General features: G+C 48.3%; 21 protein-coding genes. 9 read left to right on the top strand and 12 right to left on the bottom strand.

Annotation, left to right across the window (positions count from 1 at the left end; translation table 11 throughout):
- The first annotated feature begins 5 nt into the window (after positions 1-5).
- Positions 6-185 carry a hypothetical protein gene (locus tag skT53_RS15350; RefSeq protein WP_200758621.1) on the top strand — a complete coding sequence of 60 codons (180 nt, stop codon included), beginning with the start codon at positions 6-8 and terminating at the stop codon, positions 183-185.
- Positions 186-207: 22 nt separating this feature from the next.
- Here skT53_RS15350 and skT53_RS15345 read toward each other — a convergent pair whose 3' ends face one another.
- Together skT53_RS15345 and skT53_RS15340 are read right to left on the bottom strand one after the other, a co-directional pair.
- Entirely contained in the window at positions 208-1,521 is a 1,314-nt protein-coding gene (locus tag skT53_RS15345; protein ID WP_200758619.1) for a DRTGG domain-containing protein, read from the bottom strand.
- Positions 1,522-1,702: 181 nt separating this feature from the next.
- Entirely contained in the window at positions 1,703-1,999 is a 297-nt protein-coding gene (locus skT53_RS15340) for a hypothetical protein (protein WP_200758612.1), read from the bottom strand.
- 361 nt (positions 2,000-2,360) lie between these two features.
- On the opposite strand from skT53_RS15340, the gene skT53_RS15335 reads away from it, so the two are divergent.
- The gene (locus skT53_RS15335) at positions 2,361-2,609 is read left to right on the top strand and encodes a DUF3243 domain-containing protein (RefSeq protein ID WP_200758611.1); all 249 of its coding nucleotides are present in this window, start codon (positions 2,361-2,363) and stop codon (positions 2,607-2,609) included.
- A 65-nt stretch (positions 2,610-2,674) separates the two neighbouring features.
- On the opposite strand, the gene skT53_RS15330 is transcribed toward skT53_RS15335, so the two are convergent.
- From skT53_RS15330 to skT53_RS15315, 4 genes are all read right to left on the bottom strand, one after another.
- On the bottom strand, positions 2,675-3,358 hold the full coding sequence (locus skT53_RS15330; RefSeq protein WP_200758610.1) for a metal-dependent hydrolase: 684 nt from the start codon (positions 3,356-3,358) through the stop codon (positions 2,675-2,677).
- Positions 3,359-3,384: 26 nt separating this feature from the next.
- Positions 3,385-4,509 (bottom strand): DUF445 family protein, encoded by a 1,125-nt coding sequence (locus skT53_RS15325; protein ID WP_200758609.1) that lies wholly within the window; start codon positions 4,507-4,509, stop codon positions 3,385-3,387.
- Positions 4,510-4,741: 232 nt separating this feature from the next.
- Positions 4,742-5,128 carry a phage holin gene (locus skT53_RS15320; protein WP_200758608.1) on the bottom strand — a complete coding sequence of 129 codons (387 nt, stop codon included), beginning with the start codon at positions 5,126-5,128 and terminating at the stop codon, positions 4,742-4,744.
- Positions 5,129-5,224: 96 nt separating this feature from the next.
- The gene (locus skT53_RS15315; RefSeq protein WP_200758607.1) at positions 5,225-6,400 is read right to left on the bottom strand and encodes a thiolase family protein; all 1,176 of its coding nucleotides are present in this window, start codon (positions 6,398-6,400) and stop codon (positions 5,225-5,227) included.
- A 151-nt stretch (positions 6,401-6,551) separates the two neighbouring features.
- Between skT53_RS15315 and skT53_RS15310 the strand changes: the two genes are divergently transcribed.
- Positions 6,552-7,361: an amidohydrolase family protein gene (locus tag skT53_RS15310; protein ID WP_200758606.1), complete on the top strand. Its 810-nt coding sequence runs from the start codon at positions 6,552-6,554 to the stop codon at positions 7,359-7,361.
- A 952-nt stretch (positions 7,362-8,313) separates the two neighbouring features.
- Here the strand turns inward: skT53_RS15310 and skT53_RS15300 are convergent.
- Both skT53_RS15300 and acnA read right to left on the bottom strand, forming a co-directional pair.
- Entirely contained in the window at positions 8,314-9,300 is a 987-nt protein-coding gene (locus skT53_RS15300; protein ID WP_200758604.1) for an NADPH:quinone oxidoreductase family protein, read from the bottom strand.
- Between the two features lie 138 nt (positions 9,301-9,438).
- Positions 9,439-12,153, bottom strand: a complete 2,715-nt coding sequence (gene acnA / locus skT53_RS15295) for an aconitate hydratase AcnA (protein ID WP_200758596.1) — start codon at positions 12,151-12,153, stop codon at positions 9,439-9,441.
- A gap of 292 nt (positions 12,154-12,445) precedes the next feature.
- Between acnA and skT53_RS15290 the strand changes: the two genes are divergently transcribed.
- The 4 genes from skT53_RS15290 to skT53_RS15275 all read left to right on the top strand — a co-directional run bounded on the left by skT53_RS15290 (position 12,446) and on the right by skT53_RS15275 (position 15,711).
- Entirely contained in the window at positions 12,446-12,868 is a 423-nt protein-coding gene (locus skT53_RS15290; protein WP_200758594.1) for a hypothetical protein, read from the top strand.
- 169 nt (positions 12,869-13,037) lie between these two features.
- A complete protein-coding gene (gene motA / locus skT53_RS15285; protein ID WP_200758592.1) occupies positions 13,038-13,844 on the top strand; it encodes a flagellar motor stator protein MotA in 807 nt (268 codons plus the stop codon).
- Positions 13,841-14,575 (top strand): flagellar motor protein MotB, encoded by a 735-nt coding sequence (gene motB / locus skT53_RS15280; RefSeq protein WP_200758590.1) that lies wholly within the window; start codon positions 13,841-13,843, stop codon positions 14,573-14,575. The genes motA and motB overlap by 4 nt, the downstream gene beginning before the upstream one ends.
- A 98-nt stretch (positions 14,576-14,673) precedes the next feature.
- Positions 14,674-15,711, top strand: a complete 1,038-nt coding sequence (locus tag skT53_RS15275; RefSeq protein WP_200758587.1) for a peptidase MA family metallohydrolase — start codon at positions 14,674-14,676, stop codon at positions 15,709-15,711.
- A gap of 44 nt (positions 15,712-15,755) precedes the next feature.
- On the opposite strand, the gene skT53_RS15270 is transcribed toward skT53_RS15275, so the two are convergent.
- From skT53_RS15270 to skT53_RS15255, 4 genes are all read right to left on the bottom strand, one after another.
- On the bottom strand, positions 15,756-17,342 hold the full coding sequence (locus skT53_RS15270; protein ID WP_200758585.1) for a PAS domain S-box protein: 1,587 nt from the start codon (positions 17,340-17,342) through the stop codon (positions 15,756-15,758).
- An 81-nt stretch (positions 17,343-17,423) separates the two neighbouring features.
- Positions 17,424-17,963, bottom strand: a complete 540-nt coding sequence (locus skT53_RS15265) for a chromate efflux transporter ChrA (RefSeq protein ID WP_200758583.1) — start codon at positions 17,961-17,963, stop codon at positions 17,424-17,426.
- Positions 17,960-18,544 (bottom strand): chromate efflux transporter ChrB, encoded by a 585-nt coding sequence (locus skT53_RS15260; RefSeq protein ID WP_200758581.1) that lies wholly within the window; start codon positions 18,542-18,544, stop codon positions 17,960-17,962. The genes skT53_RS15265 and skT53_RS15260 overlap by 4 nt, the downstream gene beginning before the upstream one ends.
- A 246-nt stretch (positions 18,545-18,790) precedes the next feature.
- Positions 18,791-20,470 carry a thiamine pyrophosphate-binding protein gene (locus skT53_RS15255; protein ID WP_226375246.1) on the bottom strand — a complete coding sequence of 560 codons (1,680 nt, stop codon included), beginning with the start codon at positions 20,468-20,470 and terminating at the stop codon, positions 18,791-18,793.
- 261 nt (positions 20,471-20,731) lie between these two features.
- Here skT53_RS15255 and skT53_RS15250 point away from each other — a divergent pair, with 261 nt between their 5' ends.
- Both skT53_RS15250 and skT53_RS15245 read left to right on the top strand, forming a co-directional pair.
- Positions 20,732-21,163, top strand: coding sequence for a CocE/NonD family hydrolase (locus tag skT53_RS15250; RefSeq protein ID WP_200758577.1), 432 nt, complete (start codon positions 20,732-20,734; stop codon positions 21,161-21,163).
- On the top strand, positions 21,112-21,450 hold the full coding sequence (locus tag skT53_RS15245) for a CocE/NonD family hydrolase (protein ID WP_200758574.1): 339 nt from the start codon (positions 21,112-21,114) through the stop codon (positions 21,448-21,450). The genes skT53_RS15250 and skT53_RS15245 overlap by 52 nt, the downstream gene beginning before the upstream one ends.
- The last annotated feature ends 16 nt before the right edge of the window (positions 21,451-21,466 follow it).

Below are 21,466 nucleotides of genomic sequence, written 5' to 3'. Positions count from 1 at the left end.
GGCAAATGACCAGGCAAAACGAGTTCGGTTATTCGGCACCGCAGCCGGTTCTTTTTCACCATGCAATTTTTAACCCGCACCGCAATCACACCGCAAAAAAGCCAAAAAAACAAGCCGCATCCAAAACGGCGCGGCCCGACCAACGGCTTTCCTCACTGCCGACAGGCAACAAACCGCGCTGTTGAAACGGCTGTTGATCTTCCCAGCTTAACGATCCAATACCTGAGCGGTTAACAATGCTTTTGCCATCCGCTCTCCTTCATGAAAAATTTCAATGTCCGCCTTTCCGAATTTTCGTCCCAGATCAATCACTTCGGCTCGTATCGTAATCTCCGAATCGATCTGGATCGGTCTCAGAAAAAATACGGTTACGTTTTCGACCGACATGTCCGTATTTTTGAACCGGCGGATGGCCAGTTTTCCCGCTTCGCTGATCAGAGTCATCAAAACCCCTGACAACACGCCGCCCAATGAGTTCGTCATTTGCGGCGTCACTTCTCCCACCAGCGCCACCGATTTGTCGTCATGCCGTTCTTCCCGGAAATGGCGCAGGATCAAGTCTTTAATCGTATCTCCTGTATGCGGTTGTTTCTGAATGTATTGCAATCCTTTGATAACGTCCTGCCGCGAGATGACCCCGACCAATTTTCGACCATCCACTACGGGCAGCAGCTCGATCCCTTCCCAGATCATTTTGTGCGCTGTTGATGCGACAGACGTTTTGGGCGTCACAGTGAACGGATTGCGCGTCATTAATTTTTCAATTACCGTGTCATCCGCTTGACCGGAAACGTCTTTCGACGTAACCATTCCCACCACCCGACTGGTCGAATCGACAACCGGAAACCGAGAATGGCCGGTACTTTCCACCAATTGATGCCAGTCAGCGACCGTTTGCTGCGGATGCATCACAGCGGCCGGTTCCTGTCCTTGTAAAATATCCTCGACAATCACGATATCCTTCTTGATCAATCGGTCGTAAATCGCGCGGTTGATCAGACTTGCCACCGTAAATGTGTCATAGGCGGATGAAATGATGGGCAGTTCCAGTTTGTCAGCCAAAGCTTTCACGACAGGGCTGGCATCAAAACCGCCGGTAATCAGCACAGCGGCTCCTTGTTCAAGGGCGATTTTGTGCACCTGATCACGATTGCCGACGATCAGCAAGCTGTCCGGATCGATATATTTCACCATCGCTTCCACCTGCATCGCGCCGATCACAAATTTTTGCAATGTTTTATGCAGACCGTTGGCGCCACCGAGCACAGTGCCGTCCACAATATTAACCACTTCCGCATAGGTCAACCGTTCGATGTCTTTCTTCTGCTGTTTTTCAATCCGTACCGTGCCCACACGTTCAATCGTGGTGGCAATCCCTCGAACTTCCGCCTCTTTGATCGCCCGATACGCTGTTCCTTCCGAAACCCCCATGTGTTTCGCTACTTGCCGGACCGAAATTTTTGAACCAATCTCCAAACTTTCAATATATTCAAGAATTTGTTCATGCTTTGTAGTCGACATTCGTTCCCTCCGAATGGTTGTTATATATCATTAGTATAAACTGTAATAGTGCAGAGTTACAATCAGCAACTTACAAAAGACTTCTATCCGCAGTTTCTTGATCAATGCAATTTATCATTTTTCACCATAAAAAATAAACGGGTGCCCCAAGCGGGCACTCCGTTTTTTGCTGGCATCCCGTCTAACGGGAGCGTAACATACGTCTTCTGCGCCTTTCATACTGCAAGCGTGCGGCCGTCCGCGCCACCTGCTTTTCCCACGATTTCTGAAATTCTTGGCGACGTCTTCGTTCTTTGTCGACACCAATCAGGTAATACAGGTTCGCCCCCACAACCAGGATTCCGAATAACAGCCAGATGACAGAAAACAGACCGGCCAGCGTCCAGGAAAACTTAGGAAGCTGAGGAATGGCATAAAACAGGATTGCCAATCCCAATCCCATATACACAAACGAACGTAATGACTGGTTTTGCCTCATTTCTCCACCTCTCCCACACAGCTTGACATATTTGTATGAGGGAGCATGGACGAGTATGCCTCGATTCACGCAGCAAAATTGAAAAATCCGGAACCACTGTATGCCACAAGGACACACACCCACCTAAGTGTTCATTTTGGTGAGTGAATCGGTCCGTCAACAAAAAAATAGTGGCCAGCGCCACTATATATTAAAGAAAGGGGGTTATGTCGATAAAATCATTATAAAGATGAATTATTACAGGAATATTACAAAGACGTTACGACTTTGTGACAGTCCTGCCATGTATATAATTTCCCGGTTGGTGGAATAGTACCTGTGTCAGAACCAACAAAATCTCACTGCAGGAGGGGATTTTCAAATGGCTTCCGTTCTTGACGATTTTAGCCGTTGGAAAGAGTTTCTTGGCAATAAGGTAGAGCAAGCTCACGCGGTTGGCATGAACGATCAGCAAATTGCAGACGTTGCGGTTCGCATGGGCGAATACCTGGCTAACAAGGTCGATCCGGAAAACCCGCAGGAACGCTTGCTGAAACAGTTGTGGGATACAAATCCGGACCAGAAAGAAAATCTCGCCCGTATGATGGTGAATCTGGTATCCAAACATTAAAAACATGGAACAGAAAAACAACCAGCATTCTTCGGAAGCTGGTTGTTTTTGCCCTATTGGTTCGTTTATACTTCGATTGATTGTCCCGGTTTCAGGGCCAGACCTTCAATGCCTGCCGGCTGCAATCTGGCGGCAAACGCTTCCGCGTCTTGTTCGATCAACGGGAACGTATTGTAGTGCATCGGAATCACTTTCTTCGCGCCGATCCAGTTGGCAGCCAGTACGGCATCATCCGGGCCCATCGTGAAGTTATCGCCGATCGGCAATGCGGCAACGTCGATTTTATTCAATTCACCAATCAGTTTCATATCGCTGAACAGCGCCGTGTCGCCCGCATGATAGAACGTTTTGCCTTCCATCGTTAACAGAATACCCGACGGATTACCAGCGTAAATCATACCGTTTGGATCCTCTATAGCGGAACCGTGAAACGCAATCGTCAACTTGATGCGGCCAAAATCAAACTGGTGCGCTCCGCCAAGGTGCATAGGATGAATCGGCGCCCCTTTGCTGGCGCAGTACGCAGCCAATTCAAAAGGCGCGATAATCGGTGCATCGTTGCGTGTTGCAATGTCGATCGAATCGCCTAAATGATCGGCATGACCATGTGTGACCAGTACCGCATCCACCTTAATGTCTTCCGCTTTAACCGCTGCCGTCGGATTTCCGGTCAAGAAAGGGTCAATAATCACTTTTTTGCTGCCCGCTTCTACAAGAAAGCAAGAATGTCCCAAGTATGTAATTTTCATCTGTACACTCCTCCCGTTTTTTGGAATTATTCTATCCTCATTACTGATAATACTTGAACCAATGCAATTAGTCCACCGAGCAGAGCTCCCAACCAGGTAATCATCTGAAGCTCTTTTTTGACAATACTGACGACTAAAAACTCCAGTTTCGGCAAGGGGAAAGACGCGATTTGCCGCTCTACGATTTGGTTGATCTGAAGAGAGCGCATCACATATGTAAGCCAGCTTACAGATGACTGTTGAACCCGAACCAACAGAGTGTTTACGATATTCTCCAATATATCTTTATGCTTTTCAAACAAAATCAGAAGATCTGCAGCCAACATTCGTTCTGTCAACCGATCCCAAACAGCCTCGGTCTGAGCTGGCACATCCAGTTCGTTCCTGCCTGTGAACTTTTGCAGTAATTCAACTGCATTCTGGTGAAGAAGCTCGTCCCATTCCCGATACAGTATACTTTCGATAAAAATCAACGTCTCCAGACTGTCCGCCCATTTTTTGAGATGCGGGATCATCTCTTCTGTAAGTTTCTCCTCATTCACAAACATAACAGCCATTTTCCCCAACATACCGCCGTTTAGCAGCATCTGCTGAATCGTTTGACTGATAAAATCTTTGATATCTGTTGAATCCAGCCAGGCAGCCGTCTTTTTCTGAATCTCCAAAGCCAAGACACCGATTCTGTCCGCAATTCCCTGTTGCAGTCCGGGAGACAACACATCCCGCAGCTGTTTGCTTTCCAGACCCAAGATCACACTTTGAAAGGCTTGGGACAATAGGCGTTCCACCTGAAAAGCTACCTGTTCGCTTGTCCAACCGCTGATTTTTCGCAGTACATTGCCAAGCGTCCGCTCCTCTGACAATACACGTTCCAGCAATTGCATGACTTGGGAGCGGATTTCCGCCACCCATTCGGGACGGCTGAGTACGGTCTGGACGGCTTCCTCTGTTAGCAGATGGGTTTCTACAACCTCTCCCAATTTTTTCGCAATTTCAGCTTGCCTCTTTGGTATCAAGCCTGGTGTAAACGGAACTTTGACACCAAGAATCCGCCATTCCCGCCAGGGACGAAACAGCATAACGATGGCAAGCAAATTGGTGACAAACCCGATTACAGCTCCCACGATAATGGTAATTGCAGCCATGACCATACATTTGACCTCCGAATAAAAAAGGCTTCAATCGAAGCATAATCAAGAAGAAGCGGCGTCTGCCAGAGAAGCCTTTTTCGACAGCCGAAAGTATAAAAATGGTGATAAAATATCACATTTTTATACTTTCTGAGCTGTTAAAGAAAAGTCGACATGGACATCGACTTTCATTTCCTGTACAGTGATTTTTTTATTATATCCTACTTTTTTGTTTTCCCGCACAAAACGACGATTAGGCGGCTGGTGGCGGTAGAGGCGCACTTTTACCGGATGTCTGGCCGGTGGCCCGCTTGTCACTCATCCACGCGGACTCGATGGCCGAACGCACCTCTTTCATCGGAATCGACTTCCCTTGGCGCGCTAAAGCATCCAACATGTATTTGATTGCTTCATTCAGCTTCGCTGGTCCGTCCGACTGGGCAAAAACGGTTTCCGCATAGGTGAACGCTTCTTGCCCTATGCGCGCAATCAAATCACGCTCTTTGGCTGTAGTGTGTTGTACAATATAATTCTTTAATTCACTTCGGATCCAAACTAAACCTGCCAACACCCCAATCAGCAAGATTTGCAGCAAAATCGCCACTGCCTGCTGCACCAAATTCATCACAACCTCATTCACGGTGGCACCTCCTGACACTCCATAAATTGGATCCCTATCCAACTTACGCAGCACACAGCCAGAATGTGATGCCCTTTGCGGCTGTTTCCGTTTGGCTTACATCTTTTCCAAAAGCAGTGCGACGCCAATGCCCCCGCCGACACAAAGGGACGAGATGCCGTATGGCTTGTTCCGGTGATGCAATTCATGCACCAGTGTGGTGGTAATCCGAGCCCCTGTGCATCCGACCGGATGTCCCAACGAAATTCCGGAACCGTTCACGTTCACTTTTGAACGGTCCAGTTCCAGCAGTTTTTCTACCGCCAAATATTGACCGGCAAATGCTTCGTTGATTTCCCAGAGATCGATCTGCTCTTTTTGCATGCCCGTTTTGGCCAGCAATTTTTGGATGGCCGGAACAGGTCCATATCCCATCAAATCCGGTTCCACCCCGGCAACTGTGCTGGCCACCAATTTGGCCAATGGTTTAACGCCCAGCTGTTTTACTTTCTCACCTGACATGAGAACGACAGCCGCCGCTCCATCATTAATGCCTGATGCGTTGCCGGCTGTTACCGTTCCGTCTTTGCGGAATGTCGGTTTTAAGGAAGCCAATTTTTCAATGGAAATATCTGGACGCACATGTTCATCTTTCGAAACTTCGACTGTACCCCGGCCTGCTTTCGCTACAACCGGCACGATCTCCCGGTCGAACCGGCCTGATTGCTGTGCTGCCGCTGCTTTCTTGTGGCTTTGGAACGCCAGTTCATCCTGTTCTTCCCGCTTGATGCCGTATTTTTCAACCACCCGTTCTGCCGTTTCCCCCATCATAATATGGAGGATCGGATCCTCAAGAATTTCCCAAACGGTGTCGGTCACCTGGCCATGCTGCATGCGTCCGCCCCAACGGTACTGTTTCAACACGTAGGGACTGGAACTCATTACTTCCACGCCGCCCGAAACGATAATGTCCGCGTTGTCCGTTTGAATCTGCTGCATGCCGCTAAGAATCGCCTGCAAGCCGGACGCACATTGGCGCTGAATCGTGTAACCGGTCACCGTGATCGGAAATCCGGCTTTCAGAGCGCCTGTTCTTGCTACGTTCGGTTCATCCGTTCGTTGAATGCAGTTGCCGAGTATCACCTCATCCACCTGTTCCGGTTGAATACCCGCCCGTTTCACCGCTTCCTGCAAAATCGGGACTGCCAATTCGCTTGGCATCATTTCTTTAAAACCGCCGCCAAACGTTCCGATCGCAGACCGGACGGCGGAAACCAGATATACCTCTTTCATTCCCAATCCCTCCCTAAATTCACTCACTTTCTATTTTAAATGAATTTTTATTCAGGATAAACAGAAAACAAAAGGAATCGGGTCGTTTACGTCTAAGTATAAATACAGAGAAAACAAATTTTTCAGAATTGGAGAAACAGGGTGAGCACGTATGATCGATGCACATATGCACGCATTCCCCGAACGATTGATGTCTGCCATTTACAAATGGTTTCAGAACAATAGGGAATGGGACATCCCTTATCATGGATGGAATGCGGACCGTCTGTTTGATTATCAGAACGAACAGGGATATGACCGATATTTTGTATTGTTATATGTGCACAAATCAGGCATGGCGAAAGATCTGAACGATTGGTTGGCCGCCATGGTCAAACAAACACCGAAAATCGTGCCGGTTGGCTGTGTACATCATGAAGATGACGTAGAGGGAGAAACGGAACGATGTTTGGGGGACCTTGGGTTTGCCGGCATGAAGCTGCATTGTGCGGTACAAAACATCACGATGGACGATAAACGGCTCGATCCTCTCTACAAAACACTGATTCGATACAACCGCCCATTGGTGGTTCACGCGGGTACAGCACCGGTCGATTATACGGGGAAAGTGGGTTTTGCGTATTTTGCGCGGACGATGGATCGTTTTCCCGAACTTCGTGTGCAAGTGGCACATTTGGGGCTTTACGAGTCGGAACAATTTTTTCAACTGGCTGAACAGTTGCCTGGTGTTGTGTTTGACACAGCCGCCATCAACCCTGCCAGCTTGGAAGAAAGCGTTTCCCAGGAGCAGTTGAAGGATTGGATCACGCGTTATTCCGACCGGATTTTGTTTGGCAGCGATTTGCCGTTTTTGAACGGGTGGGCGACCGATGTGCGAAGTTTGATTGACGGTCTGAATTTGGAGGACGCTGTTTTACAGAAAGTGTATGCTGAAAACGCCCGCCAGTTTTGGAATATGTGACAAGTACCCAAAGGGCACAAGTCACGCTTGGGCACCAAAGCCGCCAAGTCGTGCTATGTCTCGCTAAGGAAAGGAGTTCAGTTCTGGGGGGATTTTTTGCTTTGTATTCAAAATATAAAAACCGAGAGCGTCAACTCACGCATCTCGGTTCCTTTACCTTTATATACCTCCAAAATTAAAACGACACCTTTAAGTGTCATGATTATTATAACACCTAAAGGTGTTATAATAATGTTTTTCTCAGTTGATTGTTCCCTTATTTCCTGTCCGTAATCCAGAAATTGTGGTTAATGAAATTTTTAAAATTTCCAGATAAATGGTGGCTTGGAGAAAAATCCATACAAGGGAAAGCCGATTCCCGTTTAAACTGACAGCAGTGAAGGTGCGGCAATGAATTCGATTATGAAAAACGCAAATATATTGCCGCCATGGTTAGAAAACAGTTTCAAAATTGGTGCTGATTAAAGGGGATATTGTATCCGAAAAATCGTATTGCGCTATTCCCCATTAGTGAAGCAACTCTCTGAGTCTTAAACCAAAACAGACTCTTACATCGTGATCAATACACAATGTAAGAGCCCTTATTTCGTCAGTTTTCTCCAGTCACTGCTCGCTTCATTTATTCAGTTTGTTCATTCATGCACCGTTCACATTCATACATGACGGCTTCTCGCTGCTGGTTCATTTCCGATCCGCAACTTGTGCACTCCGAGATGATTTTCCGAATACCGGTTTGTTGTGTTGTGGTCCAGCCATAGAATTCCGCGATTGACATTTTGGATCCGCCCCTTTGATCTCGTTTCTTGAATTCATTGTACTATAACAGTATTAATTTGTAAACATCTGTATTACTACATATTTGTATAGTTTCTGAAAAATACCTCTTTTTTATGCAAAAAAGTCGCCACGCTGCTGCGTGACGACCCTATCTTCTGTTGTAAATCCCTTTGCCCTACAAAGCGACTATTGTCCGGCCGCGAACGGCTCCTTTTAAAATCTTCGCCACCGTATCGGGCAGTTCGCTAAGACCAATTTCATATCCGATACTGTCTAACAATCCTTCCGGCTTTAAGTCAGACCCCATTCGTTCCCACAATTTTAAGCGGGTTTCCATCGGACAATAAACAGAATCGATTCCGAACAGGTTTACCCCTCGCAATATGAACGGGAACACGGTAGTGTGCAGATCCGCTCCTCCTGTCAAACCACTGACCGCCACGCCACCGCCGTACTTGGTGGTGCTCAATAAATATGCCAATGTATTTCCGCCGACCGGATCGACCGCACCCGCCCATAATTCTTTTTGCAAAGGGCGGCTGGTGTCTGACACTTCGTCACGGCCAATAATTTCTTTTGCCCCCAATTGCTCGAGGTATCCATGTTCGGATGATTTGCCCGTACTGGCAACGACATGGTAACCGCGCTTCGCCAACATGGAGACGGCCGTACTTCCGACACCGCCTGTCGCGCCGGTAACAATCACTTTTCCTTGATCGGGGAGCAGCCCGTTTTCCTCCAATCGCTGCACGGACAACGCGGCGGTAAATCCTGCTGTTCCCAATGCCATCGCCTCTTTTAAAGTAAGCCCTTTCGGCAACGGAACCACCCATTTTGCGGGAACACGAGCGTATTCACTGAATCCCCCGAAATGGGAAACACCCAGTTCATAGCTGGTGACAATCACTTCGTCCCCTTCTTTAAAACGGCTATCGGCAGACGATACAACCGTGCCCGACAAATCAATACCAGGCACAAACGGATACGATCTGACGATTTTACCGTTTGGCGAACAGGCCAAACCGTCTTTATAGTTGACGCTCGAATACGCAACCCGAATCGTTACCTCGCCTTCCGGCAAATCCTCCATTGATAGTTCCTGAACGTTTAAAGTAAAAGAATCTTCCGTCTTATTCACGACCAATGCACGGAACTTGCTCAAAAGAATCCCCCCAAACGAATGGTTGTATGTACAAACACATTGTATCACAGACTAAGGCGCCTGCTGGACGCTTAAACGTAAAAATTCCCATCTTTGACAGATGGGAATTTGGGAATTTTTCATTTCAACAAGCAGAATTTAGGCTTGCTTTGCCAACTGGCGCAATACCTTTTGCAGAATGCCGCCATTTTGGTAGTAATCGATTTCAACGACGCTGTCAAGACGAACGAGCACGTCAAATTCGAATTTCGAGCCGTCCGGACGGGTGGCTGTAACTTTCGCTTTTGCACCCGGTTTAATCGAATCAGACAGGTCGCTAATATCAAACGTTTCATCACCTTTGATGCCGAGCGACTGCCAGCTTTGGCCGTCTGTGAATTGCAGCGGAAGCACGCCCATGCCGACCAGATTGCTGCGGTGAATCCGTTCGAAGCTTTCTGCGATAACCGCTTTTACGCCAAGCAGGAAGGTTCCTTTTGCCGCCCAGTCACGGGAACTTCCGGTACCGTATTCTTTACCCGCAATCACAATCAGCGGAGTTTTGTTTTCCTGATACTTCATCGAAGCGTCATAGACGGACATAATCTCGCCCGTCGGCAAGTACTTCGTTACGCCGCCCTCGGTTCCGGGAGCCACATGGTTACGGATGCGGATATTCGCAAATGTGCCGCGCATCATCACTTCGTGGTTGCCTCGGCGAGAACCGTAAGAGTTGAAATCAACCGGCTTCACGCCATGTTCCTGCAGATAACGGCCTGCCGGGCTGTCTGCCTTAATGCTGCCCGCCGGGGAGATGTGGTCAGTTGTAACCGAATCGCCCAACAGCAGAAGCGTTTTTGCACCATTAATATTCGAAATGCTGTTCAATTGTTCGCCAAGATCTTTAAAGAATGACGGTTCCTGAATATAGGTCGAATTCTCATCCCAGTTGTAGAGCATGCCCTCCGGAGAATCGATGTGATTCCAAATTTCGTTTCCGCTGAACACATTACTGTAGCGTTGACGGAACAGTTCCGGACGAACCGCTTTGCTGATCGCCGCTTTGATTTCTTCCGAAGACGGCCAAATGTCTTTCAGATAAACCGGTTGGTTGTCGGTTCCATAGCCGATCGGTTCATTAGCCATATCAATGTCGACTGTGCCAGCCAGCGCGTATGCAATAACGAGCGGCGGCGAAGCCAGATAGTTCGCTTTCACCTGCGGATGAATCCGTCCTTCGAAGTTCCGGTTGCCCGACAAGACAGCCGCTACAGTCAGATCATTGTCGGCAATCGCTTGGCTGATTTCATCAGGCAGCGGACCGGAGTTCCCGATACAGGTTGCGCAACCATACCCGGCTACATGGAAACCAACCGCTTCCAGAGCGTCCATCAGACCCGCTTCAATCAGGTAGTCGGTAACAACGCGAGAACCAGGGGTTAAGCTGCTTTTTACGTAAGCCGGTTTTTGGAGTCCTTTTTCAACCGCTTTTTTAGCCAGCAGACCGGCTGCAATCAAAACGCTCGGATTCGATGTGTTGGTACAGCTGGTGATCGCGGTAATAACGACCGCACCGTTGCGCAACTTGGATGTTTGCCCGTTCGGATGCTTCACTTCCACTTCTTTCTTCAGATCTGCCTCTGACAATCCAAAGCCGCCTTGATCGACTGGCGTCCGGACCGTTGAGTTGAAGTTTTCCTTCATTTTTGTCAATTCGATGCGATCCTGCGGACGCTTCGGACCGGCTAAAGAAGGAACCACATCTGCCAGATTCAGTTCAATCGTATCGGTGAATACCGGATCTGCCATATCGTCCGTACGGAACATGTTTTGCGCTTTATAGTAGGCTTCCACCAACGCAATTTGTTCTTCATCGCGTCCCGTCAAGCGGAGATAGTTGAGTGTTTCCTGGTCAACCGGGAAGAATCCCATCGTTGCGCCGTATTCCGGTGCCATGTTGGCAACCGTAGCGCGGTCTGCCAAGCTCATGGAGCTGATGCCCGGTCCGTAAAACTCAACAAATTTGCCAACTACGCCTTTTTTCCGCAGCATGTTGGTAACTGTAAGCGCCAAGTCAGTTGCGGTCGCGCCTTCTGCCAATGTGCCGGTCAATTTAAAACCGACCACTTGCGGAATTACAAAATACAGCGGTTGCCCCAGCATACCCGCTTCTGCCTCGATACCGCCAACGCCCCATCCGACAACGCCAAGGCCGTTAATCATGGTCGTATGAGAGTCTGTTCCTACAAGCGAATCAGGGAATACTTGCAGCTCCCCGTTTTCTTCTTTTGTCATGGCCACAGATGCCAAATATTCCAGGTTCACCTGGTGAACAATACCGGTTGCTGGCGGAACCGCCCGGAAATTGTTAAAAGCGGTCTGTGCCCAGCGGAGAAAACGGTAACGCTCTCCGTTTCGTTCAAATTCCAGCTTCATGTTCTGCTCAAGCGCGTCTTTCGAACCAAACACGTCGACCATCACCGAGTGGTCTATTACAAGGTCAACCGGCACAAGCGGATTGATCTTGTCCGGATTTTTCCCCATTTTCTGCATCGCAGAACGCATCGCAGCCAGATCAACGACTGCCGGCACTCCTGTAAAATCCTGCAGAACGATGCGCGACATCATAAATGGAATTTCCTGGTTGAAGTCACGTTCGTTCGCCCAGTTCGCAATTTTTTTAACGTGATCTTCGGTAATTGCTACACCGTCAAACTGACGTACAGCCGCTTCCAGAAGAACCTTGATGGAAAAAGGCAGTTTGGCAATATCACCGAGTTTGTTTTCTTGCAACGCAGGCAACGAGTAGTACGTATAGGTTTTATTGTTTACCTGCAGTTGACGACGAGCAGAAAATTTGTCTTGAGCCGCCATGTCAATACCCCCCTTGATGCAACCACGCATCGCGATTTATTTGTTTCATACTATGAAACGCCGTTTCATTAAATGATATTCCATATGTATTATAGATGATTTTCAATCTGATTTCGATAGCCTTTTTGAAAAATTTTCTGTTTCTCTTTACCGCGCTTCTGCCAATCCACTGCATTGGGCGTCTTTACAGGGTGTCTTTATAGATTGTTTCCCAAGTCCGATTTTTATTGTATCATTTGGATGTAAACTACCTTTGAATTGATTTTAAACATTAAATAGGGAGGATGTTTTCGTGAAACGATTGTTGACATCTGTGCTGCTTCTTACAGCGGTCGGTCTTGCCGGTTGCGCAGGCAGTCAGCCCGCCGCCAACCCGAATCTGTATTGGACCACTCAAAAAGCGGCACAACCCGCACAGACAGGTTCTCCGGTTCAAATGAAAGTCGCCAGCATGCTGAGTTTTATGGCACAACTCTCCAATGCGAACGCCAATAAAGCAGCCGACACCAAATCATACGGGGATGACGTGCAAAAACTTTGGAACGATATTGCAAACGACGTTAAAGCGCAATCCCCTTCCGACTATGAGAAAATCAACGGATTGATTACGAGCACGATCCCCATGGCGCTCGATCCGAAAGACAGGGCAGCGCTTGCCAAGTCGTCAGACGAACTCTCGAAAGCGCTCAAAGAGTTGCAAGGCAAATTGAAATAACACAACAACCGCACATGCTGCGACTGTCAACAAAGCCGACATATAAGTGATATGTCGGTTTTTTTCGTTCTCTTATACCTTTTTTTACCTTTATTTTGTAGGAATATGTATTTTTTTGTCGAATTTAATTATCGGGATCAGCATTTCACACGGTCAAAGGGGAATGAGGATGGACAAATCATCAGTTATTGGTATTATTCTCGGCGTAATTGCGGTCGGAACAGGCATGGTGTTAAAGGGAGCCAGCCTTAGCGCATTGGTGAATCCGGCCGCATTTCTGATTATACTTGTCGGAACAACCGCTGCTGTTCTCATTGCGTTCCCAATGAAGGACATCAAGAAAATCCCTAAGCTGTTCAAAATGATTTTTACGGAACAAAAGCTTCCGGATAAAAAAGCTTTGATTAAACAATTGTCCGAATGGGCTTCTGTTGCCCGTCGTGAGGGCATCCTGAGTCTTGAAGAAAAAGTGCTCGACTATGAAGACCCGTTTGTCAAAAAAGGTATGCAGATGGTGATTGACGGCGGCGAATCTGATTATATCCGCGCCGTGCTGGAAGAAGAAATTGCAGCCATGGAAGAACGTCATGCAGTCGGAGCGCAAATTTTCTCACAAGCTGGCGCCTATGCGCCGACACTCGGGGTGTTGGGGGCAGTGGTCGGTCTGATTTCCGCGCTGGGCAATTTGAAAAACGTGGAACAGGTAGGACATTCCATTTCAGCCGCATTTATCGCCACCCTGCTGGGGATTTTCACCGGTTACGTATTGTGGCATCCGTTTGCCAACAAATTGAAACGGAAATCAAAAGAGGAAATCGAACTGAAGATCATCACCATGGAAGGGATTTTATCGATACAGTCGGGCGAAACTCCGCAAGCAATCGAAGAAAAACTGCTGAGTTATCTGCCGGTCAACGAACGATCATCAGAAGAATCGAATGACGCCGATGCAGTCGCAAAGGAGATTGAAGCATGAGCAAAAAACGGCATCGGCATGAAAATCATATTGACGAGACCTGGCTGCTTCCTTACTCGGACTTGTTGACTCTATTATTGGCCCTGTTTATTGTGTTGTTTGCCATGAGTACGATTGACGCGAAAAAATTTGAACAGATGGTACAATCGTTTGACTCGGCATTAAACGGTGGAACACGAATATTTGAACAGCCTAGTCCGGTTCAGTCACCGAACCCCACCTCTGCACAGCCGCCAGAATCGGCCAAAAACCAGACACAACACCCCGATACAACTGCAAAACCTGAAGATCTTGACAAGTTGAAACAAAAGTTGGACGCTTATATTAAAGAGAATCAATTGACGGGACAGATAGAGACGGTGATGCTTCCGGATGGACTGAACGTAATCATCCGGGATGTTGCCTTTTTCCGTTCAGGCAGTGCGGATATACGACCGGAAACGAGAAAACTGGCTACCACGATGTCTGAGATTTTGGCTCAATTTCCAAGACAAATGGCAGTTTCCGGATATACGGACAACGTTCCTATTCACAACTCGGAGTTCGACTCAAACTGGGATTTGAGCGCCAAGCGGGCAATCAATTTTATGAAAGAATTATTGAAGAATCCCAGGCTGGATCCGAAAAATTTCAGTGCAACCGGATACGGAGAATATCGCCCGGTAACAAACAACGACACCGAAGAAAATCGGGCGATGAACCGCCGTGTGGAATTATTTATCGCGCGTTGACAATCGTTCATTCCATTTAAATATTTTTTAAGGATTGTTTGCCAAGATCATCTATGAACTAGACTAGTTGAATGTTCCGTTGTAAGGAGGCCGATTTTATGAAAGGGTTGATGTTGGCCGGTTTGATTTTTGCCTTTCCGGCACATGGGCAGATTGAATCGGCACCAATCATCCAACAAATACAATATACCCCGCAGCAGATCCAGCAAATCGAACAGCAATTCTGGAATGATTGGAACACTTTACTGAATTCCCTGCTCCAATCCGACCCGCAACAGCAAACGGTGAGCCAGCAATTGGAGCGCGTTCTGAATGATATGGATCATATCAACCAATTGTTGAATGACCAAAATTTGGTGCGTCATTCCGGCATCCATAGACTGCCTTCCGCTCCATCCGGCGGCAGCGTTACGCAGTCGGGCATTGAAATCAGCGCAGGGGATTCGAACGTTTCCCAACAGACGCTGCAATCGGCTGCCCGCATCATTCGTCAAATCTCGCTGCCGATTCTTGCCCAAAATATTTCCGGTCAAACTCCAAATGCAAGCATTGTTCTGTACTCGTCTCGCCGTACCTATAGGGACGCATTGGCACAAGCGGGTTTTCAAGCAAATGAAATTCCCTCTATCGTCGCACAAACAGGCGGTATTACGGTAGGATCGCAAATTTGGATTCCTTTGTATATGTCACCAGATAAGTCTTCTCTTGCAAACGTGCTGACACATGAATTGACGCATGTGGCGTTCAATCAGATGGGGATTGGCGACCAACTGCCGACGTGGATCAATGAGGGAATCGCCTGGCAAATGGGGTTGACCGCTGAAGCGCAGTTAAACAGCGACGCAGTGCAGCGGGAAACAAACGCTCTTAACAGTCAGCTGCGTAAGGCAATTCAAACGGGCAGCCTGCTTCCGCTATCCGCCAGTGAGAGTGATATGCTGAACGCTTCCTACAATGTCGAATGGCAAGATTATCTGGCGGTGAAAAATTTGATCAATACCAGCGGCAGCCAGAATTTCAAACAGTTTTTGAGCGATGCGGTCTCTGTCGGTGTCGACCGCAGTTTTCAAAATATCTACCAGATGAGTTTGCAAGAGTACGAAAACCAATTCAATAGCGCGCTGCAAAATCTGTAAACGCCATTCATGTCCGCGATTTCCGGTAGCGGACTTTTTATTTTTCAGTCAATCGGCAAAAAAACATCGACAATCGTTCCCTGATTGATTTTACTCTGGAATTTAATCTGACCGCGATGATTCTCCACAATCTTAAAACTGACCATCAATCCTAATCCGGTTCCTTTATCTTTCGTTGTATAGAAAGGCTCTCCCAGCTTTGCCAAACGTTCTTCCGAAATTCCCTGCCCCTGATCGATAAACCGGATGCGCACCTGATCGTCACCGTGTCGACAAATTTGTACGACAATCTGCCCGCCATTTGGCATCGATTCAATTCCGTTTTTTAGAAGGTTGATCACAACCTGCTTGATTTGGTTTTCTTCACATCTGACGAGGGGCAAATCCGCTTCCATTTCTGTAACGATCTGCACATTGTGAAGAATCGCTTGAGCGTTCAACAGTATCGTAATGTTATCGAGAATCGTTCCGAGGTCTCTTTTCTCAAAACGGGTGGCCTGCGGCTTGGCTAGCATCAAAAGCTCGCCGACAATACTGTTGATTCTGTCCAGTTCGGACAGCATGATTTCATGGTACTTGTGATATTCACTTCCCATTGACTGCATCAGTTGGACGAACCCTCTGATCGCTGTCAGGGGATTACGTATTTCATGCGCCACCCCGGCAGCCAATTCCCCAATAAAAGACATCATCTCGTGCTTTCGCAAAAGCTCTTCCGATCTTTTCCGCTCGGTAACGTCTGTGGCAACACCGTACACGCCGTTGATTCTGCCATCCTGCAGAATGGGCAGCGCCCTGATTTTCACTTCTATCCGGTCTCCCGACCTGTGCAGGACAGTCACTTCGACAGTCTGCGACCCTCCTTGCATAACCTTTTGAAAATATTCCTTCGCCATCTTCCGCTGCCCGGGTGCCACAATCGAAACACCCGGTCGATTGACAACTTCCTCCGGCAGATATCCGGTGATCTTCGTAAAAGCGGGATTCACGCTGACAAAATTCCCATCGAGATCAATCGAAAAAATGATGTCCGGATTCAGTTCAAACAGCACATGAAGCCGATCATTCTGTTTGCGAAGCAGCAGTTCCCTCTCAATCGAATCGGCGACCGTGCAAAGCATTGTCAGAAGCAAGGGAGTTTGGTGCTCAATCGTTGTCATAATCGTCAGGGCACCCAACAGACGATCGGTTTCCAAGTCTCGTAAAACCACCGAACAACAAACAACGTTGCGCAAACATTCATGAAAGTGATCTTCGCCTACCAACTCTATGGGCCGTTGATATCGAAGCGCGAGCCCTGCCGAGTTGACCCCGCTCAACTCTTCCCGAAGCTGGATTCCTTTCCTGATTCCCAACCGGTTGATCATATGTGTAATGCTCTCGTCCCCGGCCAGACCGAGAACCGTTCCCTGCTCATCGGAAAACACCACGACCAGAGGGGTTCCTTCCATCTGTTCAAGCACCTTTTTAATAAAAAAATCGGTTACAGTCAGAATTTCACGGAAGTTTTCTGACTTCTCCCGAAATTCGTCAACTGAAACTATCCCATACGAAGGAACAGACTGCGGATCCAGGCCCTGTACCGCACATTTTTGTTTGGCTTCTGTGATGTACCATGCTTCTTTACGCATTTTAACGCCCCGAGTCTGCAATATAAAGAATAGTTTTAAATAGAATTTACTGTGTTTAGTATAACTGAAAATATCCGTTGTTTACAAAATCCCGGAAGAAAAAATGCCCCCATACAGGAATGCGGCCACGATGATTAACGCCGGATGGATGCGTCCTTTTGTCATGGCCCATAATGAGATTGCCGCTATAATCAGTGTTTGCAACCATCCCAATCCTTCTATTGAGTCCCGCCCCAACTGCCATGTCAAAATCATCATCATCACCGCAATCACGGGCTGGATCAGCAGCGTCATTCCTTTCACGACAGAAGATTGCCTGTACCGATCAAGTAAACGCAGCAGGAGAATCAAGCCTGCCGCAGACGGAATTACGGTTGCAGCCAGAGCAATTAACAATCCCAACCAGCCGGCAACAGCATATCCGACAAAAGAGGCAATTTTGGTGGCAATCGGTCCCGGCAATGCGTTGCCCAGTGCCAATACGTCAGCAAATTTGGAATTGGTCAACCAGCCGTAATGAGTCACAATTTCTTGCTGCATCAAGGGGATCGAAGCAGGACCGCCCCCGTACCCCAACAGGTTAGCGATGAAAAAACCCCAAAACAAAAACAGCAAACTCATCGGGCTCCCCCTTCCTGTTTACGCTTTTGAATCTGATCCATCAAGCGAAAATGTACGGACCCATAGGCCAGAAACAGAATAATGACGAGAGCCGAATGTACATGAAACACAGCGAGCAGCAAAAATACCAGTAAAAGAAAGCCGATCGTCAAAAATTTGCCGAGCCCTTTCCACGCCTTTTGGGCGAACTCATATGCCATTAATCCGAGCATGACGGCAATCACCGGATCAACCGCATTAATCATTCCCTCGACCACTTTTGAACTGCGGAAGAAGTCCAATAGGCCAAAAAACAGCACCATCGCAATCGAAGTCGGAAAAATATGAGCAAGCACCGCTACCAACGCTCCGGACGACCCCTTCACCCGATACCCCAGATACGCCGCCATTTTAGTTGCAATCGGACCGGGAAGCGCATTTGCCAATGCCAGGATTTCACCAAATTCTTCATCATTGATCCATTTATAGCGGTTCACTGCTTCATGCCGGATCAAGGGAATAACCGATGGACCTCCTCCATACCCTAAAATACCTGTCCGAAACATCCCGTAGAAAAGTTCTTTATAACCTGTCAGGCTCATTTTTTGAGTGGCTCCTTTATGTCGAGAAATAATCAATCAACTGCCGAAAATAAACGCTTCGCCAAAAAAAAGTTTTTTCCTGCCTAATCAATAGGATACATGATATAAATTCCTATCGCCCGCCGAAAACACGACCTTACCGCTCGTCCGACCAGTTTATAACCCTCTGCGTGTAAAAGTCGGCAGATCAAACCGCCGACTCCTTGCAACAAGTTCCAAGCTGAAAGCGGCCTACGATTGGATAGGCTACTGCAAAAAAACCTTGACCGTCCGGTCTATCACACAATCGATTAAAATCGGACGACGCTCTGAAAACGCGTGTTGCAGCGCGTGCTGCAATTCTTCCGGTTTCTCCGCCCGAATCGCCTCAACGCCAAACGAACGGGCACAGGCTGTCAAATCCACTTCCGGTCCCACCAGATCCATGCCCGGATAAACCCCTTTTTGTGCGGCGGAACCGTTCATTCTTTGCAAACCGCCTTTCAGGATCATATAACTGGTGTTGTTCACAATCAGAAACACAACCGGCAGCTGATACTTGGCCGCATTCCACAACGATTGAATATAGTAGAGCGCCGATCCGTCCCCAATGATTGCTACGACCCGTTCATCAGGACGCGCTAACTGTGCTCCCAGCGCGGCAGGCATGCCATATCCAAGTCCGCCGCCTTTCAAGCTGATCAAACTGTTGGGCCGCCGAATATCCAGATAACTGTGCACATATCTCCCCGTTGTCACCGATTCGTCGACCACAAACGTCCGATCGTCCAAAAATCGGTTTAACTGCTCCATCACAAACGCAGGCGAAAGCGGAACCTGATCCTTCGTGTCGGCGGCTTCTTTTTGCAACTGCCGGAAACGCTCCTGCTTCAACTGCTCTATCGCATGGCGACGCTGGCCGATCGCTGCGGCTACTTCGGTCTGCGTACTGATTTTCCCATCCAGGAAACGGTTCAACGCTGCGATTGTGCTTTTAATGTCCGCCAGGATGGCGCAGTCCACGTGCATATTTTTCGCAAGTTCCCATTCACTGCAGTCTATATGAATCACTTTTGCCGTTTCACCCACAAGCGGTTCGGCAAAATAAAGCAACGGCGCTTGGCTGCTGATGCCAAGCATCAACACCACATCCGCATCGGCCAAAATCGTACGGATAAACGGGCCGTTTGGCAGGCATCGCCCCAGATGCTGCGGATGCCGGTAGGGGAAGTTATAGCCGGAACTTTGGTGCTCCCCATACACTTTCGCGCCGGTAAGCTCCGCCAAGCGAACCGTCTCTTCCACCGCATTCATACGTCCCACACGATCTCCGATCAGAAACACAGGGTTGTTCGCCTTTAAAAGCAGCTCGCCTGCCAGCTCCAAATCTTCCCGGGCCGGTGTGTTTCTTTGTCGGATCGTGGTAAGCGGCAATGGTTTGGCATCGACCTCCTGCATCATTACATCGCCTGGCAGAGACAGGAAGACAGGCCCGCGCGGTTCGGTCATCGCCACTTTAAACGCACGCTGCAGGGCTATCGGCAGCTCCTCCACTTTTTGAACTTCCCAACACCATTTTGTATAAGGCTTCACCATCGATACGAGATCACCCCATAAGGCGGGTTCCTGAATCGCCAGTCGGCTTTCATGCTGGCCAGCGGTTATGATCAGCGGAACACCTGCTTTGTACGCATCGTAAATATTCCCAAGGCCATGCGCAAGGCCGGGAGCCACATGCAGATTGACAACTCCCGGTTTACCGGTTGCCTGCGCATAACCAGCCGCCATTCCGACAGCAATGTCCTCATGCAGTGCCAATATGTATTCAATGTCGGGGTAATCCACCAATCCATCCATCACCGGAAGCTCGGTCGTTCCCGGGTTCCCAAACAGATACTTGACCCCATATTCTCGCAGCGCACTCAGAAAAACGTCTCTTCCTAACATTCGGTCTACCCCCATTTCATCCGATTTCTCTATATACAATATTCGGAATTGAGGCAATACTTCCTCCCCACCACCAATAAACTACAGTTTACACCTCTAGCATCTATCGCAATTTTCTAAATATAATAGCGTTGGTAGTTATATCCTACGTATTTGCCGATGCGCCAAACAAACCAGCCCCTCCACAAACACCGCCTGCCAACAATAAGGCGAGTCAGGCCACTGCCTCCTACACTGTCCAGCAAAATCTTGATGGTTCCCATGAGAGATAGAGTCAGTTTGGCAACCGACCTGTATCTTCCTTCCAACGGTGGACCCAAATTCCCAACCCTGGTCATCCGGACTCCGTATGGAAAGCCAAGCAATACAGCTGCCCCTGTCAGCACAGCCGTATATCTTGCCCAACATGGCTATGCGGTCGTCGTTCAGGATGTTCGGGGAAGAGGTTTGTCGGAAGGAATCTATTATCCTTTTACAAATGACGGTAAAGATGGATATAACACAATCGAATGGGCGGCCAAACAGGATTGGAGCAACGGACAGGCGGGAACATTGTCCGGTTACACCGGTCTGCAAACGAAGGGCGATACCGATTTTACAGTCAAAATTACGTATGTCGCTCCAGACGGCACGTCTACAATTTGGAAGCCGGAATTATCAGAGCGAAGTTCCGGAACGGACAGGATAAAATAGAACTGATGAAATCCGGTGAGATTTATCCCGTTACTGTGGACTTGGTCGGAATCAGCCGCCAGTTCAAGCAGGGACACCGGATCCGGGTGGACATCGCCAGCTCCAACTGTCCTCGGTTCGACCGCAACACCAACACGGGACATCGCGAGGGAATTGACGGCCCGAACGATGTGGTGATTGCGCAGAATACGATTTATCATGACAGCGATCATCCGTCCGCCATTTTCTTTCCTGTGCTGCCAGGCGAGGGCATGTTTGGCAACGACAAACCAATTCCGCGCAAATAACAGAGCGTAGCCCCAA

Origin of the sequence: Effusibacillus dendaii (assembly GCF_015097055.1) — a bacterium.
Taxonomy (GTDB): domain Bacteria; phylum Bacillota; class Bacilli; order Tumebacillales; family Effusibacillaceae; genus Effusibacillus; species Effusibacillus dendaii.
Note: the sequence above shows the minus strand (reverse complement) of the source record. Positions and strands in the feature narration are given on the sequence as shown.

Coding starts and splice junctions, on each gene's coding strand:
- skT53_RS15330 (WP_200758610.1), bottom strand. CDS start 3,358: ATGAAAATTACATACTTGGGACATTCTTGCTTTCTTGTAGAAGCGGGC.
- skT53_RS15345 (WP_200758619.1), bottom strand. CDS start 1,521: ATGTCGACTACAAAGCATGAACAAATTCTTGAATATATTGAAAGTTTG.
- motA (WP_200758592.1), top strand. CDS start 13,038: ATGGACAAATCATCAGTTATTGGTATTATTCTCGGCGTAATTGCGGTC.
- skT53_RS15315 (WP_200758607.1), bottom strand. CDS start 6,400: ATGAAAGAGGTATATCTGGTTTCCGCCGTCCGGTCTGCGATCGGAACG.
- skT53_RS15350 (WP_200758621.1), top strand. CDS start 6: ATGACCAGGCAAAACGAGTTCGGTTATTCGGCACCGCAGCCGGTTCTT.
- acnA (WP_200758596.1), bottom strand. CDS start 12,153: ATGGCGGCTCAAGACAAATTTTCTGCTCGTCGTCAACTGCAGGTAAAC.
- skT53_RS15250 (WP_200758577.1), top strand. CDS start 20,732: ATGAGAGATAGAGTCAGTTTGGCAACCGACCTGTATCTTCCTTCCAAC.
- skT53_RS15265 (WP_200758583.1), bottom strand. CDS start 17,963: ATGAGTTTGCTGTTTTTGTTTTGGGGTTTTTTCATCGCTAACCTGTTG.
- skT53_RS15255 (WP_226375246.1), bottom strand. CDS start 20,470: ATGTTAGGAAGAGACGTTTTTCTGAGTGCGCTGCGAGAATATGGGGTC.
- skT53_RS15275 (WP_200758587.1), top strand. CDS start 14,674: ATGAAAGGGTTGATGTTGGCCGGTTTGATTTTTGCCTTTCCGGCACAT.
- skT53_RS15270 (WP_200758585.1), bottom strand. CDS start 17,342: ATGCGTAAAGAAGCATGGTACATCACAGAAGCCAAACAAAAATGTGCG.
- skT53_RS15310 (WP_200758606.1), top strand. CDS start 6,552: ATGATCGATGCACATATGCACGCATTCCCCGAACGATTGATGTCTGCC.
- skT53_RS15260 (WP_200758581.1), bottom strand. CDS start 18,544: ATGAGCCTGACAGGTTATAAAGAACTTTTCTACGGGATGTTTCGGACA.
- motB (WP_200758590.1), top strand. CDS start 13,841: ATGAGCAAAAAACGGCATCGGCATGAAAATCATATTGACGAGACCTGG.
- skT53_RS15335 (WP_200758611.1), top strand. CDS start 2,361: ATGGCTTCCGTTCTTGACGATTTTAGCCGTTGGAAAGAGTTTCTTGGC.
- skT53_RS15340 (WP_200758612.1), bottom strand. CDS start 1,999: ATGAGGCAAAACCAGTCATTACGTTCGTTTGTGTATATGGGATTGGGA.
- skT53_RS15325 (WP_200758609.1), bottom strand. CDS start 4,509: ATGGTCATGGCTGCAATTACCATTATCGTGGGAGCTGTAATCGGGTTT.